Consider the following 21,205-nt stretch of genomic DNA (forward strand, 5'->3'; position numbering starts at 1 on the left):
GATTATTAAATTTATCTTTGAAGAGCTTTCTTTAGGAAAATCGATTTTAAATGTCACCGATCAATTGATTGAAATGAATGTAACGAACAAGCCTGGAAAAGTATTTTATTTATCACATCTTCAAAGAATTATTAAGAACGAGATTTATTTTGGGAAATTAAAATTTGGTCAGAAAAATCCTATTGCCATTGAAAATAATTATGAAGCTATTATTTCAGAAGCATTATGGAATGACGTACAGCAAAAAGTATATTCTAGTGCGAATTCTTTTGGTAGAAATACAAATCCTCGTTTCACATTATCAGGGTTAATATACTGCGGGAAATGTGATAAGAAACTAAGAATCAACGAGAAAAAAGGACCGATTGTCATTCCATGTCTTAGTGGTAGACAGAATTTAAGTATCATAGTAGCTTTATGTACAAGCAGTGATTCAAATCTAATTCAATTTTTATAGTTGAAATTGATTAAATAACTTTATATTCTTTAAGAAATAAAAAATGTAGAAGAATTATTTTTTTAAAAGAATGCCTATAGTTTTAGATTGTTAATAAACGGTGATAGTAATGATAAATGATTAAAACAAGTTATCCACAATTAAAAAGTTATCCACAGATTTACATTTTATGCTCGATATTGAAGGAATGACTGCTTTATATTTAAGATAGTGTAGTACAATTTGTTTTATAGCCCGATCGGAGAAATGGGAGACGTCCTGTTAACATTTCAAATGCTTGATTATAAAAAACGAAGGGTGTTAACAAAATGAAAAACAACGATGACAATAATAAAACTTCGATCAATTTCAAAATTAATATGGAAATCAGCCGCCCGAATAAAAAAGTAGAAACACCAAATGATGAAAATGAATCCAATAAGTTATCATTTTCTACAGTATTGTTTTTATTGCAGGCTTCTACGTTAATCATTAAATTAATTCAAATGACTCTTTGACATAGAAACTATATGACTTCCGAATGTAAAGATTAGATAGCCTCAATTTACTAAAAAATGAGGCTATCTTTTAATTAAGAGGGGGCAGGAAAAGTTTAATGGAGGAAAAAACTGATATAAAAAATGTTAATCATGCGATTAAAATGCTTAAGTATGCCATTGATAATGTAATAAATTCTGATACGTTTTTTATTTCAGAAAATATAGCCACCGTTTATAATATGATCCATGATGATTTAATTATTAGTGAGATATTAAAGGACTATTTAAATAGCGGGAAAACACTTGAAGATTTTCATGAACATTCAGGAATCACGAGGCAGCTTGATTTACAGTTACCAACAAATGTTGATTCAAGAATTATCTATCTGCTATTACTCATTGAAAAAATTACTAAAGATGATCTTAATTATGTGTCTTACGTTAATCAAGTGTATGGCAGGACCTCTTATGAAAAAAAATTTAGATCTGACATACTTCGATCAACTTTTAGATATATGGTTGAGATAATTGATAATCATTTCGAAGCGGAAAAAGAAAATAAAAATGAAATAAAAAAAGAAAATCTATCTATAACGATTAATCATAATGGTGGAGTTTCAAAAGGGAATATATACAATTTTCAATCTACCATTGAAAATATTACTGCTAACCAAAGTGATTCGCTTGTGATGGAAGTGATAGATCAAATTAAGAATGATGAAATCGATTTAAATGGTAAAGAAGAAGAAGTGAATCAATTAATTAAAGCATTAGTTGTGGAACTAAATAGCCCTGACGAAAAGAATAAGCCAAACAAAATAAATAACATCGCTACTTCGTTAATGAAATTCGGAAACCAAGTTTTACTTCAATCGGTATCTAAAGTTATTGTTGATGAGCGATGGATTTTAGAGGTAGGTAAAGCAATAATGGGGCTGTGAAATAAGTTAAGCGGCACTATTAAAAAAACACACGATAAAGTTCTAGCTCTGTTTTTTAAATAAGACCTAGAATTATATTCTGTGTGTTTTACTATATGATTGATTACTACTAACAAATAGGTCCACCATTTGTTAGTACGTGTTCAAGCTTGCTTGGACACAATGTCTTTAAGTATGTCATAGCTATTTATAGTGGATTGTAGATTTCATAATAGATTAATTAAATTTAATTGCTTCATCGAAACATGCTCCTCGTTTCGATGAATAGTCTCTTGAACTTGATTCTAAATACAAATTGTATAAAGGATTCGTAGAAGGTAGTAGCATATAAGATTGCCTCATCTAAGTTCAAGAGATTACATATCTTCGCAAGCTCAGATATGTTACAGCTAAGCAGAAGACCATTGCTTGTCTGTATGAATGAACTAATATGATTTACTTAGATTATTAGATTGATCGACTATTATAAAAGTTCAAGATATAGGCACTCAAACAGGTTTGAGCACCTTACTAAGAAACTAAGATCACGTTTCTTAGTGCTAATAAAAAGTACATATCTAAGTTCTATATTTTATTATAAACAGAGCATGAATCTTAATGTGCGCTTTATTTAGCCACGGTTATATACATTAAAATTAATCCTTTTATTCAGTCCTACATCTTAACGTCCTTAATTGGCTGTTAAAATATAGGGTTTTTTCTGTTTCTTTCTTAGTTTTTTTTATAGTAAGCATAATAAAAATGTAAAGACAAATGAACTTAGGAGAGAATACTATGGAGAAAAACATTGATACGTTTACAGAAAAGGATTTGGCAATTGAATTAAATATTGCATTCCGGACATTACAACAAGCACATAAAACAAAGCTAAAAATATGGGTTTATACAAGAGAAAAATTATGTAAAGGGACCTATGTTTATCATATTGAGAACTTTTATAAAAAGAGTAACTTTATGAAAACAATTGAATCTATTGCAGAAGTTGAAGTTCAATTTCCTAATGAAAAGACCGCGGAAAAGTTATTATATTTATTCATTAAAGAGGATTTATCTACGAGCAGTGATGAAGAAATCGCGGAGAAAATGCAACTATCGAGTAAGACAATCGGTAAGTATATAAACTTATTTCGCGAGGTAGGAATTTTAAAATTTAAGCTTCCGTATGAACGTATTCGAGAAATCGATTTAGAAACTGGAGAAATCATTATGGGGAAAAGAATAGATCTGAATGATTCAAAAGACTATAAATACTATTTATACGGTCGGAATAAAGAAAAAACAGAAATTCCTTACTCACAATATAGATTTGTTCTTGCTCAGTATTATAAGGGCCGACAATCTAAGTACTATTTGTTCTTATCAAAAGGACTCTCAAAGCAATTGGCTGCCCAAAAATTTAGTACTGACGCCTATAATGAAATCTATGTCCAATATGAAGGATTTCCCGTAAGAATGTTCTCTAAATCGTTGACAGAAAAAGCATATAAAAAAATTAATTTAACATTTTGAATAATTAAATAATTAAATAATTAATTTTAGCCTGAGTTAATCTTAGGCTTTTTTATTTGATTGTAATTACGCATAACTGCTCATTTATGTATGCAACCATACTACTAAGATACCAAACATTATTAATTTTTATTATCGTTAATCAAAATAAAAATTATCCTAAATATATAGGCTGAAAATAAGAAAAATGGGCTAAAAATAAGAAAAAAAGTCTGTAAAAGTTACGCACAATGCCTTAAATAAGCATTTATATAGTGTAAGCGTATTTAATGCGTAAACATTAAATTTGTTTGTGTTTTCTCCTTTTCCATGTTGGAATATGATCCAATTAACTATCCATGGTTAATTGGGTTATCTTTTGGTTAAACTTTCTAATCAAAGTTTTAAGATAGTTATCAGTTTCTTCATTTGAATCTTCTTTGAAATTTCTACGAGTGTAATTTTATCTAAAAATAAAGTATCAGATCTTATATCTGAGAAATAACATCTTTTAATTTATTTTTAGATTTAATTGTCATTGTTTTTTCTATTAGAGTTAATCAGTCTCATTAATAACTTCATGCTGTTTCATAAAAATTTGTTCACCCTTAATTCAAGCAATTAAAGGTGGACTCTCCTTGTTTCTGATAGATCATAATATAAGTGCAATTCTTATAAGGAACCTAGAAAAAAAACAAAAAAGAAACTTACTCAAGAATAATTTCATTCTTGAGCAAGTTTCATATACCGAGGGGAAGAGCGATAACATAACAGGTGCGACAGAAGGATCAGCAAAGTGGCTGAGCGCCAATTGTGTTTCAGCTTAACACCCGTACACGTGTACATCTAGTTAATGTGGGCTTCGTTCCTATAAAATAAAGTGTTCTCTAGAGGGCTAAATCAGCCCCCCATCACTGAGAACGATGCAACCTCTTAGATGGAAACAAGAATTGCAATTACTGGTATAACAGTTGTGAAATAAAAGCTTTTAAGGGCTTTCGTATCCACTACGATCTTCCCGTTAGAAACGGAAAAAATATCGCTTAATACTACACCCATCATTAATAGAACTAATAGTACTGCATACGTTTTTGTCATGTATATCATCCTCCTCGGTATTGCTACCGAAAGTAGGTGACCTCATATTGACAAGCACACTGACAATCAGCGCACAAATATTATATCACAAAAAATAAAGTAAGACTAAATTTTACAAAAGGATGGTAATGATGAAAGCTTTTAACTCAGAAATTGTAAAAAATCTAAACGATTACATTGAAGAATTTATATTTATTAAGCTTAATGTATCTCAAGGTACTTACAAAAAACTATTACCTGAAGCTTTGATTAACTTACTTCTTGAAAAAGAATTATCAGTACAAAGAGCGGTGGAATATATTTCTTGTGAAGATTTAAATACTCCCGAATCTTTTAAAGAGCTTTCTTATTCATCAAAAGTAAAGAAGACTGTATCAAAGTTAAAAAAGGAGAAATATTTAAATGGCGTTTAATTTTAACAACTTGTTCCAAAAAACTCTGATAACTATTAGCGAAGAAATTGGATCTTTAGCCATCATGAAATCATATAATAGCGGAATTAGCCTTGATGAAGCATATAAGATTCCAGCTTTTAAAATGGCAATGGACATTATTACAAACACAATTGCAAATCTAGAAATCAAGAATTATGAACACTTAAATAATGAAGTAATTCCTGTAGATCATGAGTTGCATTATCTATTTAACTTTAAACCAAATACTTTTGACACTGCATTCTATATGAAAATACAACTTGTTGAAAACTTACTACTGTATGGAACTGCTTATATATATAAATCAGATCAAGATTTATATGTGTTAGATACAAAGCATATGTCACTTGAAAAATATACAGATGAAGCCGAGGTAGTAGTTGGAGAAGTCATTTATAAATACTCTAAATATTCCACAAAGGTAATTCCAGAAGATAAATTAATCATTATTAAAATTGCTGAAAGCGGGATTTTAGAAAATGGAGAAGTTATTCTTCGGGCAACTCTCAATGGGTTGAATCTAATTTCCTCGACCTTATATAATGGAACTTCTCCAGCGGGTGTGCTTAAAACGGATAGCAAGTTAACAAAAGATGTTGCTGAGAGACTTCGTGAATCTTGGAAAGAGATTTATACTGGAGCTAAAAATTCAGGTGAAACCGTTATCTTAGAGAGTGGCATGGAATATGAACCGATCTCCAATTCATTAGCAGATATGCAAATGGTTGAACAAAATAGTTCGCTTATTTCTGAGATCGCACGACTGTTTAATCTTCCTGAATCTATGATTTCTACGAATAGGAACAAATATAATTCGTTAGAACAGAACAACATTCAGTTTTTACAATTGTGCCTCCAGCCTATTCTATCTGCTATCGAAAATTCATTTGATAAAGAATACATTGATGGAAATCAATCGTTTTTCCGATTTGATACAGCTGAATTAATTCGGGTATTTGAAAAAGAAAAAATTGAAATTGTCGAGAAGCTTCTCAATAATGGTTTAATTTCGCTTTCCGAAGCTAGAGAGAAATTAGATTAACCTATGAAAGGTAACATGGATTATTTTGTTCATTCTTTAGGTCACGTCCTTAGAGATGCAGAGACGGATAATATCATTAATCTAAATACGCTATTAAATGAAAAAGAGGAAAAACTAAAAAAATAATTAGATGGCTCATAGCATTATCAAGAGTTGTAAAGTTATAGCGAATTATTAACGATAATTTTAGTTAAGATTTAATTTCAATATTTTTATAATTAACCCGCTTACATATTTTTTGGTGAAGCATATAATTAATTCAAATGAATGGGGAGATGAATTTGAATTTAAATGGTATGAAAATTGAGTAATTAAAAGATTATGCTAAAAATAGAGGATTTCAAATTAAAGGCATGTGGAAGATGAAGAAAAATGAATTAGTAGAAGCGATTACACATAAAGAAAAAAAGTATTTTATTCCGAATGAAAAGTACAAATCATATTCTGTTTTATTAATAAATGCTGAAAAGGAAGTCTACTTTTCTTCATCTAAAGAGCCAACAGAGGCAACCGCATTTTTCAATAAAGTCCATGGAACAAATTATCGATCTGATTTGTTTTGGTATTTAGCTCGTGGAAGAAACAAAAAAGCTTTTTGTCAATTTGAAATTGATGTACTACATGAATTATAAATCCAATTTTTAAAAGTCCGTTTATTTGGGATTTTTTATTTCTCTTACTATATTCTATTTCAAATTTTTATGATGAACATGGTAAAGAACGAGACGTATGCAACTAGCCCGCTAATTGTATCGATGATACTGTACTACTTAAAAAGATTAAAAAGCAATGAAGGTTTTTTTTGACTGAACAGCTAAAATATTTGATTTTTTGCGCATACAGATTTATATTTCAAAGGTATATTTATTATAAGATCTGTAAAAAGAGTTATAAAAAAATATAGAATAGTAAGGTAGGAGTATTCTAAAAATAAAGTTATTTGATAGGGGCCAATAACAAGCGTGAGTGTATTTACAGATTATGAAGAATGGTTGGATGAAGTCACGGATGAGATGATTGAACATCAAGTCCATTACGCTGTCGCAGAATTAAAATTAGGCGGAGAAATCGGTGACTACTATGAAGAATCCGGAGTAATTGACCGGTTTGTCACGCAACAGTTGGTCTGGTTATCGTTTGAGGAAATGGAACAGATTTTAGATGAAGCGGGAGAGCTGCATCTTGAAATCGTAGCAGACGAAGCAGAATCAGATGTACAACGGTCACAAGTCAAACAGATTCTGAAGCAATCGATTAAACAACAGCTGGTGTTGAAGTCGCAACCGTTCGTCGCGACACGTCTCGAACAATTGCGTCAGGAACATCCGTCTGTCAAAGATCAGTTTGAAGAAGTCCGTTCAGCCTACGATCAAGTCGATCAGCTTTTGAAATCGGGTCCGGAACCGACGATTATTCCGAAACGGTGGTACCGTCGGGAGCGGATTGTTCCCCGTGCCTTCACTCCGGCGGAACAAACGAGTTTAGAGCAGGAGCATCTCAAGCTTTCGCCGCAGTACGAAACACAAAAACAGAAGCTTGAAGAACTGAGTAGTGAAATCGCAGCGTATGAGCGGGTTTTACCGTAAAGTGAAAACAAAACAAACCCCTTTTCGGTATCTGTACCGAAAAGGGGTTTGTTGCTTGCAGGATTAAGTTAGACGGTTGCAAGCTTAGCAATGACAAGCTTAGCGACGGCTTCACTTGAAGCAGGGTTTTGACCTGTAACGACATTACCATCGATGACAGCGAATTCTTTTCCGGCATCTGAAGTCAGGAAGGTTGCCCCTTCACCGCGTAATGTAGTTTCAAGCAAGAACGGAACTTTGTCTTCGAGTCCTGTTGATTTTTCTTCTTCGTCCGTGAAGCCGTTGATTTGACGACCTGATACGAACGGTTTACCGTCAATCGTGACATGAGCAAAGGCAGCAGGTCCGTGGCAGACTGACGCGACGACGCCGTCTTTTCGGACCATCGCTTCGATGGCACCGGCAACGAGCGGGTTGTTTGGGAAGTCGACGACTGCTCCGTGGCCGCCCGGGAAGTAAACAGCGTCAAATGAAGCAGGATCGACGTCTGCGAGTGGCGTCGTATCGTGCAGGGCACGGCGTGCTTCCTGGAATTTAGGCAGGATTTCTTTAACCATTGAAGCTTTATCAATCGGTACGTCGCCGCCTTTGACCGAAACGACCGTGACATCATGACCGGCTTCTTTAAACAGGTTGTATGGAGCAGCAAACTCCTCGAACCATAAACCGGTTTTGTGACCGTTCATATCGTCAGCACTTGTAGATACGATTAAAATTTTTGACATGATAAAAACTCCTCCTCTGTAATAACGTTACAAAGAAGAAGTTTCCCTTCCGATAAAATATTCAAACCTCACCGGTGTTCAGTGTACGTATGGACCGGCAGAAGCGACAACACATGTGCGATCTGTTCAGCAGTCAAAGGTTCCCGCATCGCCTGCAGATTCGCCTGCAGTTGCGACACGCTCGATGCGCCGGGCAACACGATATCGGCTTGTTGATCGACGGCCTGCAGAGCCATTGCAGGGAGCGGATAATCCTGTAACGTCAACAGGACGTGTTCCAGCTGCTCCTTGTCATATTGTTCAAACCGGTCAACCGATTGAAGACGTGACATGCTTTCTGTCGTCAGAAGACCTTTCGCGAGCGGTCCGCGGGCGACGAGTTTGATGTTACGTTCTTGCAGCCGCGGCAATAACTCCTCGATCCGGCGGTCGAGCAGCGAATACGGTGTCATCAAATAACTGAAGTCACTGTGGTCAAGCCAATAATTGATGACGTTCGGACGGAGGGACGAAAGTCCGTATTCTTTAATCCGTCCTTCTTCCTGCAAGTCTTTCATGGCACGAATCGAGGCATCCAGATCGTCTTCCATCGTTCCGCCATGGACATAATAGAGATCGAGATACGGTGTTTCGAGACGGTTCAGACTCTCAAAACATGCTTTTTTCAGGTAGTCGTAACTCGGGTCCCACGTCCAGCCTGTCCCGGTGTCATTCATCCGGTTGCCGCCTTTTGAAGCTAAAAAGATCCGGCTACGGTCTTCCGGCGAAAATGTCTGTCCAATCAATGACTCGACTGCGCCGTTGGCATAGACATCCGCCGTATCGAAGTGAACGATTCCTTCGTCGAGCGCTGTCCGGAGAATTTCGGCTGCTTCCTCTTGACCGCGTTTTAAAATCGTCATCGTACCTAAACCTAATGTCATATCAATCCCTCATTTCTTTCGACTGGTGCTACTGTGTATCAGTTTAGCATATTTGATCCACGATGTTCCCGGGTGGATTTGTACGGAATGGGCATTGCAATGGAAAAGAAACAGACTTGCATCAAGAATCAAAAAACAGGCATACTGTGAAAGAGAAGAAATCCGATTAGAAGAGGTGTTCAGGATGGAAGAAAAAACATTAGAGCGCGAAGTTATTTATGAAGGAAAAGTATTTAACGTTGAGAAACATGTCGTCAGTCTGCCGAACGGCAATACGTCGATCCGCGAGCTGGTCTATCACAACGGTGCAGTCGCCATCATCGCGTTTGATGAAAAAGGAGATTTGTTGGTTGTCGAGCAATACCGGAAAGCGTTTGAGCAATTGTCGATTGAAATCCCGGCCGGAAAGCTGGAAAAAGGGGAAAATCCGGAAGAGTGCGCAGGGCGTGAACTGAAAGAAGAAACAGGATACACGGCAACTGAGCTGAACCACGTGTTTGATTTTTACGGAGCTCCTGGTTTTTGCAGCGAACGCGTACATATTTATGAAGCAGGCGGTTTGACGGCGGGAGAACGCCAGCTGGATGCGGATGAGTTCCTGGAGAACCAGACGTTGACGCTTGAACGGGCACTTGAACTGATTGCAGACGGGACGATTGTCGATGCCAAAACGATCATGGCGATTCAGCATTGGCACATTCGTACATTAAAATCATTCTAAAGCGAATGATTTTCAGTTGATAATCATTTTAATTTGAAAAACAACGGATTATCAGCTATGATAAAACCATCAGTTTCGACCAAAGGGGGCGCTATGATGGAAAGTCGTGTTGAACGCATTAAAAAACAGCTGAGCGGTAAAGGATATAAGCTGACTCCCCAACGTGAAGCGACCGTACGGATCTTACTGGAACATGAGTCGGACCATTTAAGTGCGGAAAATGTCTTTTTATTGGTCAAAGAAAAAAACTCAGACATCGGACTTGCAACGGTCTACCGGACACTTGAATTATTAACGGAGCTTGAAGTCGTTGATAAAGTCAACTTCGGAGACGGCGTATCCCGATTTGATTTACGGCAGGAAGGTGCGAGTCACTCGCATCATCATCTCGTCTGTATCGAATGCGGATCCGTCGAGGAAATTTTGGATGATATGTTAGAAGAAGTCGAAAAAGAAATCGTCACGCGTTTCCAATTTAAAATCAAGGATCACCGTTTGACGTTCCATGGTGTATGCCGGGTATGCCAGGAGCGGCATGCACGTGAAGCACTGGAGCAATCACAAACACAAACCGTCTGACTGTCCTCATCTAAAAGAGGGCGGTTTTTCTTTTTGAAAAATATAGGTCAGACCTCTTCACAACGGTTTACACCTTTGATATGATGGGAAAGTAAGCGATTTCTTAATGATAGAGGATGAGTTCAGTGAGGCAACAACTGGAGACATTTATCGACTATTTAGTAATTGAACGGCAGATGTCAGCGAACACGGCAGCTGCTTATCGAAATGATTTAAACCAGTATTTGACGACGCTTGAACAGCAGGGGATTTCGTCAGCGGAAGAAGTCACCCGCCACCAGATCGTCCTTCATATTGAATCCTTGTTACAGGCGCAAAAATCACGGTCGACGGTTCGGCGGTCGACGAGCTCGATTCGATCGTTTCATCAGTTTTTGGTGGAACGTCAAATCGTCCGTCACGACCCGTCGCGTCATCTTGATTTACCGAAGCCGGATAAAAAACTGCCGGTGGTTTGGAGTCAAACCGATATCGTCCGACTGCTTGACTCAGTCGTCGGAAATGACCCGCTCGTCCGGCGTGATGCAGCAATGCTTGAACTGCTCTACGGAACCGGTATGCGTGTCAGTGAACTGTTACAACTGACACTGGGGGATTTGCAACTTGAACTTGGTTACCTGTCCTGTCTTGGAAAAGGTAACAAAACCCGGATTATCCCGATCAGTCAGACGGCGATTGACAGCGTCTCGATTTATCTCGAACTGGCCCGGAACAGTCTCGGCGGACGACAAACGGATTATGTGTTCCTCAACAGCCGCGGCGATCGGTTATCACGGCAGGGGTTCTGGAAGATGATCAAACGCCGGGCGAAAGAAGCGGGGATTGAAAAAGACATCACGCCCCACGTCTTGCGTCATTCGTTTGCGACCCATCTTCTCGAGAACGGAGCCGACTTACGTGTCGTCCAGGAAATGTTAGGGCATGCGGATTTATCGACGACACAAATGTATACCCATGTCAATAAAGCCAGACTGCATGATGTCTATAAGAACCATCATCCGCGTGCGTGATGGTTTTACCATCAAAAGGTCTGACTTCAGACAAATAGGGTGTTTTGTCTAGTGCGTTTACGGGAAAATTCAAACGGGATTTATTTCAGTAATAAGTAATAAGCATATAGGAGGAATTTTAATATGGCTCAATCATTCAAACGTGTATTTTTAGTCGTCATGGATTCTGTAGGAATCGGAGAAGCACCGGATGCAGAACAATTCGGTGATCTTGGTGCGCATACACTGGGACATATCGCAGAACAGCGGAGTGGTCTGAATATGCCGCATCTCGCTCAGCTTGGTTTGTCGCATATCGAACCGGTTCAAGGTGTATCTGCAGATGCTGCACCGATTGCTTCTTTCGGGAAGATGGAAGAAGTCTCGGCCGGTAAAGATACGATGACAGGCCACTGGGAAATCATGGGTTTGCGGATTGATACGCCGTTCCGCGTGTTCGAGAAATTCCCGGAAGATTTGATTGGTCGCCTGGAAACATTCTCGGGACGGAAAATCATCGGGAACAAACCGGCATCTGGAACAGAAATCCTCGATGAACTCGGGCAGGAACACGTCGATACCGGCGCATTAATCGTCTATACATCTGCTGACTCGGTTCTGCAAATCGCTGCACACGAAGAAGTCGTGCCGCTCGAAGAACTGTACCGGATTTGTGAATATGCACGTGATATTACCCGCGACGACCCTTACATGCTCGGCCGGATCATCGCCCGTCCGTTCCTCGGCGAGCAAGGAGCATGGGTCCGGACGTCGAACCGTCACGACTATGCGCTGAAACCGTTTGACCGGACTGTCATGAACGAACTGGAAACAGCCGGACTCGATGTCATCTCGCTCGGTAAAATTGCGGATATCTTCGATGGTGAGGGTGTGACAGACGCGATTCGGACAAAATCAAACATGGACGGTATGGATCAACTCGTGAAGCAACTCGATCGTGACTTTACAGGACTCTGCTTCCTGAACCTCGTCGATTTCGATGCGTTGTTCGGTCACCGTCGTGATCCTCAAGGATACGGTCAGGCGCTGGAAGAATTCGATGCCCGCTTGCCGGAAGTCTTTGAACGCCTGCAAGAGGATGATCTGTTGATCATCACGGCAGACCACGGAAATGATCCGGTCCATCCTGGAACCGATCATACGCGTGAATACGTCCCGCTGTTGGTCTATTCGAAAAACGGAGCTGCGAAAGATCTCGGTATCCGTTCAACGTTTGCCGATCTCGGAGCGACGGTTGCCGATAACTTCAACGTGAAGATGCCGGCACACGGAAAGAGTTTCTTGTCAGAACTTTAATTTTAAGGGAGCGATTCAGATGACAGTCAACTGGAATGAAACACGTACGTATTTAGAAAGCAAAATGCAGGCGAAACCAGAAATCGGTTTGATTCTCGGTTCTGGACTCGGTGTCCTCGCTGACGACATCGAAAATCCGATTGCGATTCCATACAGTGATATCCCAAACTTCCCGGTCTCGACAGTGGAAGGCCATGCCGGACAACTCGTCTTCGGTACGCTGGAAGGCAAACAGGTTGTTGCGATGCAAGGACGTTTCCACTTCTATGAAGGCTACTCGATGGAGATGGTGACATTCCCGGTCCGAGTCATGAAAGCAATCGGTGTCGAAACACTGATCGTCACAAACGCAGCCGGTGCTTGTAACGAAGCATTTGAGCCGGGGGATCTGATGTTGATCACGGATCACATCAACTTCTTCGGGACAAACCCGCTGATCGGCAAAAATGTCGATGAGATGGGTCCGCGTTTCCCGGATATGTCAAAACCGTATGACGCGGAATTGCTGCGTCTTGCACAGGAAACGGCTGACGAACTCGGCATCAACGTCCGTCAAGGCGTCTACTTCGGCAATACAGGTCCGACATACGAAACACCGGCAGAAGTGAAACTTGCCCGTTTACTCGGCGGAGACGTCGTCGGGATGTCGACAGTGCCTGAAGTCATCGTGGCCCGTCACTCAGATATGCGCGTGCTCGGAATTTCGTGCGTATCGAACATGGCAGCCGGAATTCTCGATCAACCGCTTCATCACGATGAAGTCATCGAGACGACAGAACGCGTCCGCGCCCACTTCCTGTCACTTGTCCGTGGTTCGATTAAAAAAATGTAAGCATCAAAAACTGATGAAAAATACGAACGACCCCATGAGGAGGAACTTATTATGCGTATGGTAGATTTGATTGCAACAAAACGAGACGGCGGCGAATTACAGACTGCTGATATTAAAGCAATGGTTGAAGGCTTCACGAACGGCGATATTCCAGATTATCAGATGTCAGCAATGTCGATGGCGATTTTCTATCAAGGCATGTCAGACCGTGAAATCGCGGATTTAACGATGGCGATGGTCGAGTCGGGTGACGTCATCGACTTGTCCCGTATCCACGGTAAAAAAGTCGACAAACACTCAACAGGCGGCGTCGGCGATAAAATCAGTCTGATCGTTGCACCACTCGTCGCGTCAATCGGAATTCCTGTCGCGAAAATGAGCGGACGCGGTCTTGGTCACACAGGCGGAACGATCGACAAGCTCGAAGCGTTCCCTGGATTTGATGTGGAATTGTCGGAAGAAGCATTCGTTTCTCAAGTCAACGACATCAAGATGGCCATCATCGGTCAGACAGGCAACCTGACACCTGCCGACAAAAAACTCTACGCATTACGTGATGTGACAGCAACGGTCAACTCGATTCCGTTGATTGCAAGCTCAATCATGTCGAAAAAAATCGCAGCCGGTGCTGACAGTATCGTCCTCGACGTGAAAACAGGTTCAGGCGCGTTCATGAAATCATTTGAAGACGCGAAAGCACTCGCGACAGAAATGGTGTCGATCGGTAAAAGTGTGAACCGGAAGACGATTGCCGTCATTACGGACATGGATCAGCCGCTCGGAAATGAAATCGGAAATGCGAACGAAGTCAAGGAAGCGATTGAAGTCCTGCAAGGGAAAGATGTCCGTGACTTGAAAGTCATCGCCTTGACGATTGCGTCACACATGGCAGTCCTCGGGGAGTTCTACCCGACGTTTGACGAAGCGTACGCGGATCTCGAGACACGTCTCGCGAACGGAGCAGCACTCGACGTATTCAAGAAATTCATCGCGGCACAAGGCGGCGATGCGTCACTCGTCGACGATATGACAAAAGCACTCGAAACGAAATTTGAAAAAGATTTCGTCGCATCGAAAGCAGGATACGTTTCGGAAATCATCGCGGATGAAGTCGGTGTCGCAGCCATGATCCTCGGTGCCGGTCGTGCAACGAAGACTGATGTCATCGATCACGCAGCAAGTGTTACCCTGTTCAAAAAAGTTGGCGATAAAGTCGAAGTCGGTGATGTCATCGCGACACTCCGTTCGAACAAAGAAACACTCGATCAAGCCATCGAGAAAATGGATCACGCGTATCACATCAGCGAGACAAAACCGGAAGCACGTCCGCTTGTCCACGCTGTCATTCAATAAGGTTTTTTCTTACAACCGCCTGGGTTTCTTTCCCAGTCGGTTGTTTTTTGTTATAGTGAAATGAAGAATGTAAGGGGGGAATACAGATGAAACCAGCTCAATTAAAAGTCGGCGATACGATTGCGATTGTTTCGCCGGCTTCTGCGGTCGCAGCTTATGTACCGCGTCGTCTGCAACGGGGGATTGAAACACTGGAACGGATGGGTTTTAAGGTCCTTTTAATGCCGAATGCGACAGCGGTTCACAGTCATACGGCGGGTACGATCGGGGAACGGCTTCAAGACCTGCATATGGCATTCAAAAATCCGGATGTCAAAGCGATTTTTGCGGCCATCGGCGGCTTCAACTCGCATCAACTGCTTGATGAACTCGATTACGATTTGATTCGTGCTAATCCGAAAATTTTTATGGGATACAGCGATATTACGGCTCTGTTGTCCGGCATCCAGACGAAAACCGGTTTGACGACATTTGTCGGACCGGCGATTTTACCGCAATTTGGCCAACTGCATGGTCTCGATGACTATACAAAAGAATGGTTTGAAAGAACGTTGATGCAGACGGATCCGATCGGTCCAATCGAAGCGTCGGATGAATGGACGGATGAAGGTCTGCGTTGGGACGTCAATGATGACCGGAGACGAACACACGTCGCGAATGACGGCTATGTCGTTGCCCGTACAGGTGAAGGGACGGGACCAATCGTTGCCGGCAATCTCGGGACACTGCTGCTGCTTGCCGGGACACCGTACATGCCGTCGCTTGACGGGGCGGTTCTGATGCTTGAAGACGACGAAAGTGAAACGCCGGAGACGATTGACCGGTACTTTACGCAACTCCGTCATCTCGGAGCGTATGACAAGATTTCCGGGATCGTCGTCGGACGTTTTCACAGTAAAGTCGAGTTTGATCCCGACTTCCCGCTGAAGGACATTCTGTTGCGGGCGACCCGCGGTTATGACTTCCCGATTGTGCTTAATGCGGACTTCGGGCATACCGATCCGGTCTTCCCGTTACCGAACGGCATTCAGGCAGCGGTCAGTGCGGGTGAAAGTGTCGTGATTGAAATTCTCGAATCCGCAGTGAAGTGAGTAAAAAACCTGCGTTTTTTACGAAGATTTGATACACTAGGTAACGGAGCCGCGGATGCCGCGGCGAACACCACAGCTGAAAAGCGCGAAAGGTTGGTATACACATGCAAAAAACAGGATATATCTTACTGGAAGACGGTAATAAAATTGAGTTCGAATTGTTTAACGACGATGCACCGATCACAACAGAAAACTTCGAGAACCTTGCGAACTCGAACTTCTACGATGGATTGAACTTCCACCGTGTCATTCCTGGTTTCGTCTCACAAGGCGGATGCCCGATCGGAAACGGTACAGGCGGATCAGGTAAAACAATTCCGTGTGAAACATCAACATCTTACCCGCACAAGCATAAAGCCGGTTCGCTTTCAATGGCGCACGCAGGTCGTAACACAGGGTCAAGCCAATTCTTCGTCGTTCATGAGCCGCAACCGCATCTCGACGGCGTTCACACAGTCTTCGGACAAGTGACATCAGGTCTTGAACATGCGACAAAAATGAAACAAGGCGCTGGCATTAAAGAAATTCGCGTTGAAGCGTAAGTGATTTCTTCCCTTCTTTGATCAAAGAAGGGAAGTTTTTTTTTCGCCCAATACGGGAATTGACAACAAGAACTGAAAAATGAAGGAGCGATTTATGATGCGGTTAGCAGGAAAAAAGATTATTCAACTCGTCAGTAACGACTTTGAGGATTTAGAACTGTGGTACCCGGTCCACCGGTTACGCGAAGAAGGGGCGACGGTCGACATTGTCGGCGAGAAAGCCGGTGAAAAATACATCGGAAAATACGGTGTTCCGATTGTGTCGGATAAAACGTTTGACGAAATCAATCCGGCCGATTACGATGCGATTCTTGTTCCGGGCGGCTGGTCACCGGATTTACTGCGCCGGTTTGACTCGGTCCTCACGATGGTCCGTCATTTTAACGAAACGAAACAGCCGATCGGTCAAATCTGTCATGCCGGATGGGTCTTGATTTCAGCCGGTGTCTTAAAAGGCATCAACGTTACAAGCACACCGGGAATCAAGGACGATATGACGAATGCCGGCGCAACGTGGCATGATGAACCCGTTGTCGTCGACGGACATATTATCTCGAGCCGCCGTCCGCCCGATTTGCCAGATTACATGCGGGAATTCATCCGCGTCCTCGAAGGATCGAAGTAATCAGACAGTCGGTAAAAGCGCATAATGTCAGAGCCCGCCTCCCTGTTTCGTGACAGGGGGGTCTCGTTTGCGAAGTAAGGGAAAGACGGTGGGATTTCAAATGGATCAAGCCGTCTTTTTACTTGATTTCACGAAAAATGAAGCAATTCGAGCCGAGAAGGTGTAGAATAAACAAGTCTCAGTTGATCATGTTCCTGAGAGTTGTTGAAACTAGGAAGGTGTAGAATCAGATGCTAGTAAAATATAAAAAGTTGAATGAACGGACCGCGATGGGGTTAATCGCTTTTTCGTGTGAAGTGAAGGATCCGAAGTATTTGCTTGAAACGGTTCAAACCTATGAACAAGATGAAAATCAACAGTTGTATCTCTATAAACAGGATGAAGATTTTATCGGCATTATCGGATTTCAATTAGTGGATGGCCACGCTGAATTGAAACATATCGCATTGTCGCCATCGTTCCGCGGAGAACGGATGTCGTATATCTTACTGGATGCAGCCGAAAAAATGCTGCGGATGGAAATTACGGGTGCAACGGACGAAACGAGTCGACTTGTTGAAAAGTGGAAAAATCAATAAAAACCGGTCCATGTAAATTACGGACCGGTTTTTCATTTTTTTTGGCGTGCCGCAAGAGCCGTCTGTCGTGCCGTGATGACATCCTGACGGTCGCGCAACAGATGTTTATGCCGCAAGAACGATAAATCCTGCACCGGTTCAATCGGCAGACTGTTGACCCGTTGTTCGAGATCATCTGCGAGCGGCAACGGAATATGCATATAGTCCGGCTGCATGAACAGCGGTTGTAAAGCGAGCAGGCGTGGGATATCGATTCCTTGACCGGCGAGTGATCCGGCATGGCGTTCGAGTTTTCGGAAAGCTTTCGGATAGGTCCGCATCGCCCCGGATACATTTCCCCGGCGATGATGGTAGCGGGCAACGGCGAGCTGAATCAATGCGACGAGGGATTCATCTTGTCGTTGACCGGCCTGCCACAGTTCTTCGAGTACTTCGTGGCATTCGAAATAGTCTTGTTGGACATTGAATTCAAATGCAAATTGTTCAATCGGATGCATGGATTGATCTCCTTTCCTTTTAATATAGCATAGTCGAAATCAGGTGATGTGTGGTATACTAAGGCGCAAAAAACGTTGATGGGCAGGGAGAATCATGGAATCATACAGTGTAAAGATGGATGCGTTTGAAGGCCCGTTGGATTTGTTGTTGCATTTGATTGGTAAGCTGGAGATTGATTTGTATGACATTTCCGTTTCGATCGTGACGGATCAGTATGTGTCCTATATCCGGGCCATGCAACATCTCGAACTTGATGTGGCGAGTGAATATCTGGTCATGGCAGCGACGCTCCTGCAATTAAAAAGTAAACAACTGTTACCTGTCGAACAGACGGATTTCGAAGACGTTCCGGATTTTGAAGAGGATCCGACACGTGAAGGGTTGATTCAGCAACTGATTGAATATAAAGCATACAAAGAAGCGGCACTTGTTTTAAAAGAAAAGGAAGAAGCACGGCTGGAACTGTTTTCAAAACAGCCGGAAGACTTGATGACGTATCTCGATCCGGACAATCAGGATTTCAGCGGGAACCTGTCTTTTAGCGACTTGTTGCGTGCTTATGAGAAAATGCGTCAACGCGTCGCCTGGAAAGTACGGCGTTCGAAAACCGTCAAACGGGAAGAACGGACGCTTGAACAACAGATGATTCATGTTTCGGAATATGTTTTTGCCAATGAAGGGACGACATTTTTTGGTTTCTTCACGGAACAACCGACCGTCGAAGAATTGGTCGTCAGTTTCCTGGCTGTACTTGAACTTGTCAAACAACGTGTCGTCGCCTGTGAGCAAATGAGCGACGATATCCTGTTGCGTGCCTTAGTGAAGGAGGAGAATCAGATTGGCGTATGAGCGAATCATTGAAAGTTTATTATTCGTCGTCGGAGACGATGGAATCGATCCGCGTGGTCTGAGTCAAGTTCTTGAAATCAGTGAGGCAGCGGCCCGGGAACAGTTATATGCACTCCAGACGACATTTGAAGCGGAGGAACGGGTGTTGCAAATCGTCGAATCCGGTGGTGTGTTCAAAATGGTCACCCGCAAAGAGATGTCGCCGTATGTGCAGGCATATGCTGGATCGCTGGCAGAAGACAGCCTGTCACGCGCAGCGATGGAAACTCTCGTCATCATCGCCTATAAACAGCCGGTTACCCGGGCGGACATCGAAGTCATTCGCGGTGTCAAGACGGAGCGTGTCATCCACACGTTAAGTGCAAAAGGATTAATTGATGAAGCCGGACGCGCGAAAGGCGTCGGGCGTGCTAAATTGTATAAAACGACGGATCATTTTCTGGATCACTTCGGACTGAACAGTATCGAAGAATTGCCGCCGCTCGAGTTTGAAGAAACACTCGAAGCGGATGGGGATCTGTTTTTCCGGAATGAACCGTCATTAGAGGAGAGAATAAATTAATGGAACGTCTACAAAAAATTATTGCCCAAGCCGGTGTCGCATCACGACGCAAGGCAGAAGAACTGATCACAGAAGGACGCGTCAAAGTCAACGGGAAAGTCATCACGGAACTCGGGACGAAAGTCGGCGGACGCGCGGAAGTTGAAGTCGACGGCGTCAAACTCGAACGGGAAGAACACGTCTACTACATGCTGTATAAACCAACAGGTGTCGTTTCTACGGTGGAAGATGACAAAGGCCGTAAAACAGTCGTTGATCTCGTCCCACCGGGTCACCGTGTCTTCCCGGTCGGCCGTCTCGATTACAACACAAGCGGTTTGCTGCTCCTGACGAACGACGGTGAGTTTTCGAATCTCTTGCTTCACCCGAAATACAAAGTACCGAAACGTTATATCGTCAAAATCAAAGGCGTGCCGGATTACTATCATGTCAAAGGTCTCGAAAAAGGTGTTGTCTTACCGGACGGATTCAAAACCGGTAAAGCACGCGTCGAGATGCGTGATATCGATAAGAAAAAGAATACGGCAATTTTAGAAATGGTCATCTATGAAGGCCATAACCGCCAAGTCAGACAAATGGTCGAAACACTCGGCGCAGAGGTCATCAAGTTGAAGCGGGAACAGTTTGGTTTCCTGACGCTTGCTGGATTAACATCAGGCGACTGGCGTGAACTTTCGAAAAAAGAAGTCAATCAATTGCGTGAGCTGGCGGATCCGGTAGCTGCCCCTACGAAAAGACGTAAGAACACAAAAAAACGTTAATTTGTAAAGCGAGAAGCTCAGCCTGCGGGTTGAGTTTTCTTTGTTTGTGACAAAACGATTAACGTATTTCACATTCTGTCAACAATTAAGCGATTTCAAGTACAATATGGTTGGAGGCGGTGCAACATGAAAAAAACGAATCAGAACCCGGATGAGCGGCTAGCAGCCGCGAAGCAAAAAAAGAAAAAGCGTTCATTTTGGCGGTTAATGATCATGACGATGGTATTATTCGCCGGTGCGGTCGTCATCATGCAGTTTGTCGATCAGGCGACACGCGATAAGGACGGTCGAGTTCTGGCCGGAGATGATGCGCCGGAATTTGCACTTGTTGATTTGTATGGAGAAAAACAACATACGATGGACGAGTACAAAGGCAAGGGACTTTTACTCAATTTTTGGGGTACATTCTGTGAACCGTGTAAAAAAGAAATGCCGTTGATCAACGACAACTACAAGATGATGCAAAAAGAAGGTGTTAATTTTGCAGCCGTCAACGTCGGTGAGACGCCGGTCCGCGTATCGAGTTTCATCAAGGAAATCGGGGGAACCGATTATCCGGTCTTGATGGACACGAACAGTGCCGTCGAGAAAGCATATGGAATCTACAACCTGCCGGTGACATTCATCATCAACAAAGAAGGTAAGGTCGTTGAAAAGTATGAAGGTGAGATTGACCAGGCGAAGTTAGAAGAAATGGTTAAAAAAGCAAACGAGTAACGCATCGAGGGGGAATTT

General features: G+C 42.3%; 26 protein-coding genes. 22 read left to right on the forward strand and 4 right to left on the reverse strand.

Translation table 11 applies throughout. From position 1 onward, the window contains the following. Nucleotide 1: 1 nt before the first annotated feature. The 4 genes from N7U64_RS15405 to N7U64_RS09365 all read left to right on the forward strand — a co-directional run bounded on the left by N7U64_RS15405 (nucleotide 2) and on the right by N7U64_RS09365 (nucleotide 3,386). Nucleotides 2-457 (forward strand): recombinase family protein, encoded by a 456-nt coding sequence (locus tag N7U64_RS15405; RefSeq protein ID WP_413230434.1) that lies wholly within the window; start codon nucleotides 2-4, stop codon nucleotides 455-457. Between the two features lie 308 nt (nucleotides 458-765). After that, nucleotides 766-954, forward strand: coding sequence for a hypothetical protein (locus tag N7U64_RS09355; protein WP_318929568.1), 189 nt, complete (start codon nucleotides 766-768; stop codon nucleotides 952-954). Between the two features lie 98 nt (nucleotides 955-1,052). After that, nucleotides 1,053-1,877 (forward strand): hypothetical protein, encoded by an 825-nt coding sequence (locus tag N7U64_RS09360; protein ID WP_318929570.1) that lies wholly within the window; start codon nucleotides 1,053-1,055, stop codon nucleotides 1,875-1,877. 774 nt (nucleotides 1,878-2,651) lie between these two features. Further along, the gene (locus tag N7U64_RS09365) at nucleotides 2,652-3,386 is read left to right on the forward strand and encodes a hypothetical protein (RefSeq protein WP_318929571.1); all 735 of its coding nucleotides are present in this window, start codon (nucleotides 2,652-2,654) and stop codon (nucleotides 3,384-3,386) included. Between the two features lie 912 nt (nucleotides 3,387-4,298). Here the strand turns inward: N7U64_RS09365 and N7U64_RS09370 are convergent. Then, nucleotides 4,299-4,463, reverse strand: a complete 165-nt coding sequence (locus N7U64_RS09370; RefSeq protein ID WP_318929574.1) for a hypothetical protein — start codon at nucleotides 4,461-4,463, stop codon at nucleotides 4,299-4,301. Between the two features lie 131 nt (nucleotides 4,464-4,594). Here N7U64_RS09370 and N7U64_RS09375 point away from each other — a divergent pair, with 131 nt between their 5' ends. From N7U64_RS09375 to N7U64_RS09390, 4 genes are all read left to right on the forward strand, one after another. Continuing rightward, entirely contained in the window at nucleotides 4,595-4,876 is a 282-nt protein-coding gene (locus tag N7U64_RS09375; protein ID WP_318929576.1) for a hypothetical protein, read from the forward strand. Continuing rightward, nucleotides 4,866-5,939: a phage portal protein gene (locus N7U64_RS09380; protein ID WP_318929578.1), complete on the forward strand. Its 1,074-nt coding sequence runs from the start codon at nucleotides 4,866-4,868 to the stop codon at nucleotides 5,937-5,939. Before N7U64_RS09375 ends, N7U64_RS09380 begins: the two co-directional genes overlap by 11 nt. Before the next feature lie 362 nt (nucleotides 5,940-6,301). Next, the gene (locus N7U64_RS09385) at nucleotides 6,302-6,571 is read left to right on the forward strand and encodes a hypothetical protein (protein WP_318929580.1); all 270 of its coding nucleotides are present in this window, start codon (nucleotides 6,302-6,304) and stop codon (nucleotides 6,569-6,571) included. Nucleotides 6,572-6,901: 330 nt separating this feature from the next. Then, entirely contained in the window at nucleotides 6,902-7,525 is a 624-nt protein-coding gene (locus N7U64_RS09390; RefSeq protein ID WP_318929582.1) for a hypothetical protein, read from the forward strand. Nucleotides 7,526-7,593: 68 nt separating this feature from the next. On the opposite strand, the gene N7U64_RS09395 is transcribed toward N7U64_RS09390, so the two are convergent. Beyond that, nucleotides 7,594-8,250, reverse strand: a complete 657-nt coding sequence (locus N7U64_RS09395; RefSeq protein ID WP_318929584.1) for a type 1 glutamine amidotransferase domain-containing protein — start codon at nucleotides 8,248-8,250, stop codon at nucleotides 7,594-7,596. Between the two features lie 68 nt (nucleotides 8,251-8,318). Then, nucleotides 8,319-9,173 (reverse strand): aldo/keto reductase, encoded by an 855-nt coding sequence (locus tag N7U64_RS09400; protein ID WP_318929586.1) that lies wholly within the window; start codon nucleotides 9,171-9,173, stop codon nucleotides 8,319-8,321. Between the two features lie 184 nt (nucleotides 9,174-9,357). Here N7U64_RS09400 and N7U64_RS09405 point away from each other — a divergent pair, with 184 nt between their 5' ends. From N7U64_RS09405 to N7U64_RS09450, 10 genes are all read left to right on the forward strand, one after another. Further along, nucleotides 9,358-9,894, forward strand: a complete 537-nt coding sequence (locus N7U64_RS09405; RefSeq protein ID WP_318929587.1) for an NUDIX hydrolase — start codon at nucleotides 9,358-9,360, stop codon at nucleotides 9,892-9,894. A gap of 96 nt (nucleotides 9,895-9,990) precedes the next feature. Continuing rightward, the gene (locus tag N7U64_RS09410; RefSeq protein WP_026828821.1) at nucleotides 9,991-10,473 is read left to right on the forward strand and encodes a Fur family transcriptional regulator; all 483 of its coding nucleotides are present in this window, start codon (nucleotides 9,991-9,993) and stop codon (nucleotides 10,471-10,473) included. Between the two features lie 125 nt (nucleotides 10,474-10,598). Continuing rightward, nucleotides 10,599-11,483: a site-specific tyrosine recombinase XerD gene (gene xerD, locus N7U64_RS09415; RefSeq protein WP_318091885.1), complete on the forward strand. Its 885-nt coding sequence runs from the start codon at nucleotides 10,599-10,601 to the stop codon at nucleotides 11,481-11,483. Nucleotides 11,484-11,606: 123 nt separating this feature from the next. Continuing rightward, nucleotides 11,607-12,779, forward strand: coding sequence for a phosphopentomutase (gene deoB, locus N7U64_RS09420; RefSeq protein ID WP_318929591.1), 1,173 nt, complete (start codon nucleotides 11,607-11,609; stop codon nucleotides 12,777-12,779). Between the two features lie 19 nt (nucleotides 12,780-12,798). Next, nucleotides 12,799-13,611: a purine-nucleoside phosphorylase gene (locus N7U64_RS09425; RefSeq protein ID WP_012369906.1), complete on the forward strand. Its 813-nt coding sequence runs from the start codon at nucleotides 12,799-12,801 to the stop codon at nucleotides 13,609-13,611. A 51-nt stretch (nucleotides 13,612-13,662) separates the two neighbouring features. Next, the gene (locus N7U64_RS09430; protein WP_012369907.1) at nucleotides 13,663-14,964 is read left to right on the forward strand and encodes a pyrimidine-nucleoside phosphorylase; all 1,302 of its coding nucleotides are present in this window, start codon (nucleotides 13,663-13,665) and stop codon (nucleotides 14,962-14,964) included. Between the two features lie 86 nt (nucleotides 14,965-15,050). Beyond that, nucleotides 15,051-16,055: an LD-carboxypeptidase gene (locus N7U64_RS09435; protein ID WP_318929593.1), complete on the forward strand. Its 1,005-nt coding sequence runs from the start codon at nucleotides 15,051-15,053 to the stop codon at nucleotides 16,053-16,055. Between the two features lie 104 nt (nucleotides 16,056-16,159). After that, nucleotides 16,160-16,597: a peptidylprolyl isomerase gene (locus N7U64_RS09440; protein WP_012369909.1), complete on the forward strand. Its 438-nt coding sequence runs from the start codon at nucleotides 16,160-16,162 to the stop codon at nucleotides 16,595-16,597. A gap of 97 nt (nucleotides 16,598-16,694) precedes the next feature. Beyond that, a complete protein-coding gene (locus tag N7U64_RS09445; RefSeq protein ID WP_041261530.1) occupies nucleotides 16,695-17,222 on the forward strand; it encodes a type 1 glutamine amidotransferase domain-containing protein in 528 nt (175 codons plus the stop codon). Nucleotides 17,223-17,452: 230 nt separating this feature from the next. Then, nucleotides 17,453-17,800 carry a GNAT family N-acetyltransferase gene (locus N7U64_RS09450; protein ID WP_012369911.1) on the forward strand — a complete coding sequence of 116 codons (348 nt, stop codon included), beginning with the start codon at nucleotides 17,453-17,455 and terminating at the stop codon, nucleotides 17,798-17,800. A gap of 32 nt (nucleotides 17,801-17,832) precedes the next feature. Here N7U64_RS09450 and N7U64_RS09455 read toward each other — a convergent pair whose 3' ends face one another. Beyond that, the gene (locus N7U64_RS09455; protein ID WP_318091875.1) at nucleotides 17,833-18,297 is read right to left on the reverse strand and encodes a DUF309 domain-containing protein; all 465 of its coding nucleotides are present in this window, start codon (nucleotides 18,295-18,297) and stop codon (nucleotides 17,833-17,835) included. Nucleotides 18,298-18,391: 94 nt separating this feature from the next. On the opposite strand from N7U64_RS09455, the gene N7U64_RS09460 reads away from it, so the two are divergent. From N7U64_RS09460 to N7U64_RS09475, 4 genes are all read left to right on the forward strand, one after another. Beyond that, complete coding sequence (locus N7U64_RS09460; RefSeq protein ID WP_214765326.1) at nucleotides 18,392-19,147, forward strand: segregation/condensation protein A; 756 nt, start codon at nucleotides 18,392-18,394, stop codon at nucleotides 19,145-19,147. Next, on the forward strand, nucleotides 19,137-19,709 hold the full coding sequence (gene scpB / locus N7U64_RS09465; RefSeq protein ID WP_318929599.1) for an SMC-Scp complex subunit ScpB: 573 nt from the start codon (nucleotides 19,137-19,139) through the stop codon (nucleotides 19,707-19,709). The genes N7U64_RS09460 and scpB overlap by 11 nt, the downstream gene beginning before the upstream one ends. Continuing rightward, the gene (locus N7U64_RS09470) at nucleotides 19,709-20,470 is read left to right on the forward strand and encodes a pseudouridine synthase (protein ID WP_012369915.1); all 762 of its coding nucleotides are present in this window, start codon (nucleotides 19,709-19,711) and stop codon (nucleotides 20,468-20,470) included. Before scpB ends, N7U64_RS09470 begins: the two co-directional genes overlap by 1 nt. A 126-nt stretch (nucleotides 20,471-20,596) precedes the next feature. Further along, on the forward strand, nucleotides 20,597-21,187 hold the full coding sequence (locus tag N7U64_RS09475) for a redoxin domain-containing protein (protein ID WP_318929601.1): 591 nt from the start codon (nucleotides 20,597-20,599) through the stop codon (nucleotides 21,185-21,187). Nucleotides 21,188-21,205 lie beyond the last annotated feature (18 nt).

It is taken from the genome of Exiguobacterium sp. K1 (assembly GCF_033721435.1).
Taxonomy (GTDB): domain Bacteria; phylum Bacillota; class Bacilli; order Exiguobacteriales; family Exiguobacteriaceae; genus Exiguobacterium_A; species Exiguobacterium_A artemiae.

Excerpts from the sequence above, each read along its gene's own strand:
- N7U64_RS09355 (WP_318929568.1), top strand. The coding sequence starts at position 766 with ATGAAAAACAACGATGACAATAATAAAACTTCGATCAATTTCAAAATT.
- N7U64_RS09360 (WP_318929570.1), top strand. The coding sequence starts at position 1,053 with ATGGAGGAAAAAACTGATATAAAAAATGTTAATCATGCGATTAAAATG.
- N7U64_RS09365 (WP_318929571.1), top strand. The coding sequence starts at position 2,652 with ATGGAGAAAAACATTGATACGTTTACAGAAAAGGATTTGGCAATTGAA.
- N7U64_RS09370 (WP_318929574.1), bottom strand. The coding sequence starts at position 4,463 with ATGACAAAAACGTATGCAGTACTATTAGTTCTATTAATGATGGGTGTA.
- N7U64_RS09375 (WP_318929576.1), top strand. The coding sequence starts at position 4,595 with ATGAAAGCTTTTAACTCAGAAATTGTAAAAAATCTAAACGATTACATT.
- N7U64_RS09380 (WP_318929578.1), top strand. The coding sequence starts at position 4,866 with ATGGCGTTTAATTTTAACAACTTGTTCCAAAAAACTCTGATAACTATT.
- N7U64_RS09385 (WP_318929580.1), top strand. The coding sequence starts at position 6,302 with ATGAAGAAAAATGAATTAGTAGAAGCGATTACACATAAAGAAAAAAAG.
- N7U64_RS09395 (WP_318929584.1), bottom strand. The coding sequence starts at position 8,250 with ATGTCAAAAATTTTAATCGTATCTACAAGTGCTGACGATATGAACGGT.
- N7U64_RS09400 (WP_318929586.1), bottom strand. The coding sequence starts at position 9,173 with ATGACATTAGGTTTAGGTACGATGACGATTTTAAAACGCGGTCAAGAG.
- N7U64_RS09405 (WP_318929587.1), top strand. The coding sequence starts at position 9,358 with ATGGAAGAAAAAACATTAGAGCGCGAAGTTATTTATGAAGGAAAAGTA.
- N7U64_RS09410 (WP_026828821.1), top strand. The coding sequence starts at position 9,991 with ATGGAAAGTCGTGTTGAACGCATTAAAAAACAGCTGAGCGGTAAAGGA.
- deoB (WP_318929591.1), top strand. The coding sequence starts at position 11,607 with ATGGCTCAATCATTCAAACGTGTATTTTTAGTCGTCATGGATTCTGTA.
- N7U64_RS09425 (WP_012369906.1), top strand. The coding sequence starts at position 12,799 with ATGACAGTCAACTGGAATGAAACACGTACGTATTTAGAAAGCAAAATG.
- N7U64_RS09430 (WP_012369907.1), top strand. The coding sequence starts at position 13,663 with ATGCGTATGGTAGATTTGATTGCAACAAAACGAGACGGCGGCGAATTA.
- N7U64_RS09435 (WP_318929593.1), top strand. The coding sequence starts at position 15,051 with ATGAAACCAGCTCAATTAAAAGTCGGCGATACGATTGCGATTGTTTCG.
- N7U64_RS09440 (WP_012369909.1), top strand. The coding sequence starts at position 16,160 with ATGCAAAAAACAGGATATATCTTACTGGAAGACGGTAATAAAATTGAG.
- N7U64_RS09445 (WP_041261530.1), top strand. The coding sequence starts at position 16,695 with ATGCGGTTAGCAGGAAAAAAGATTATTCAACTCGTCAGTAACGACTTT.
- N7U64_RS09450 (WP_012369911.1), top strand. The coding sequence starts at position 17,453 with ATGCTAGTAAAATATAAAAAGTTGAATGAACGGACCGCGATGGGGTTA.
- N7U64_RS09455 (WP_318091875.1), bottom strand. The coding sequence starts at position 18,297 with ATGCATCCGATTGAACAATTTGCATTTGAATTCAATGTCCAACAAGAC.
- N7U64_RS09460 (WP_214765326.1), top strand. The coding sequence starts at position 18,392 with ATGGAATCATACAGTGTAAAGATGGATGCGTTTGAAGGCCCGTTGGAT.
- N7U64_RS09470 (WP_012369915.1), top strand. The coding sequence starts at position 19,709 with ATGGAACGTCTACAAAAAATTATTGCCCAAGCCGGTGTCGCATCACGA.
- N7U64_RS09475 (WP_318929601.1), top strand. The coding sequence starts at position 20,597 with ATGAAAAAAACGAATCAGAACCCGGATGAGCGGCTAGCAGCCGCGAAG.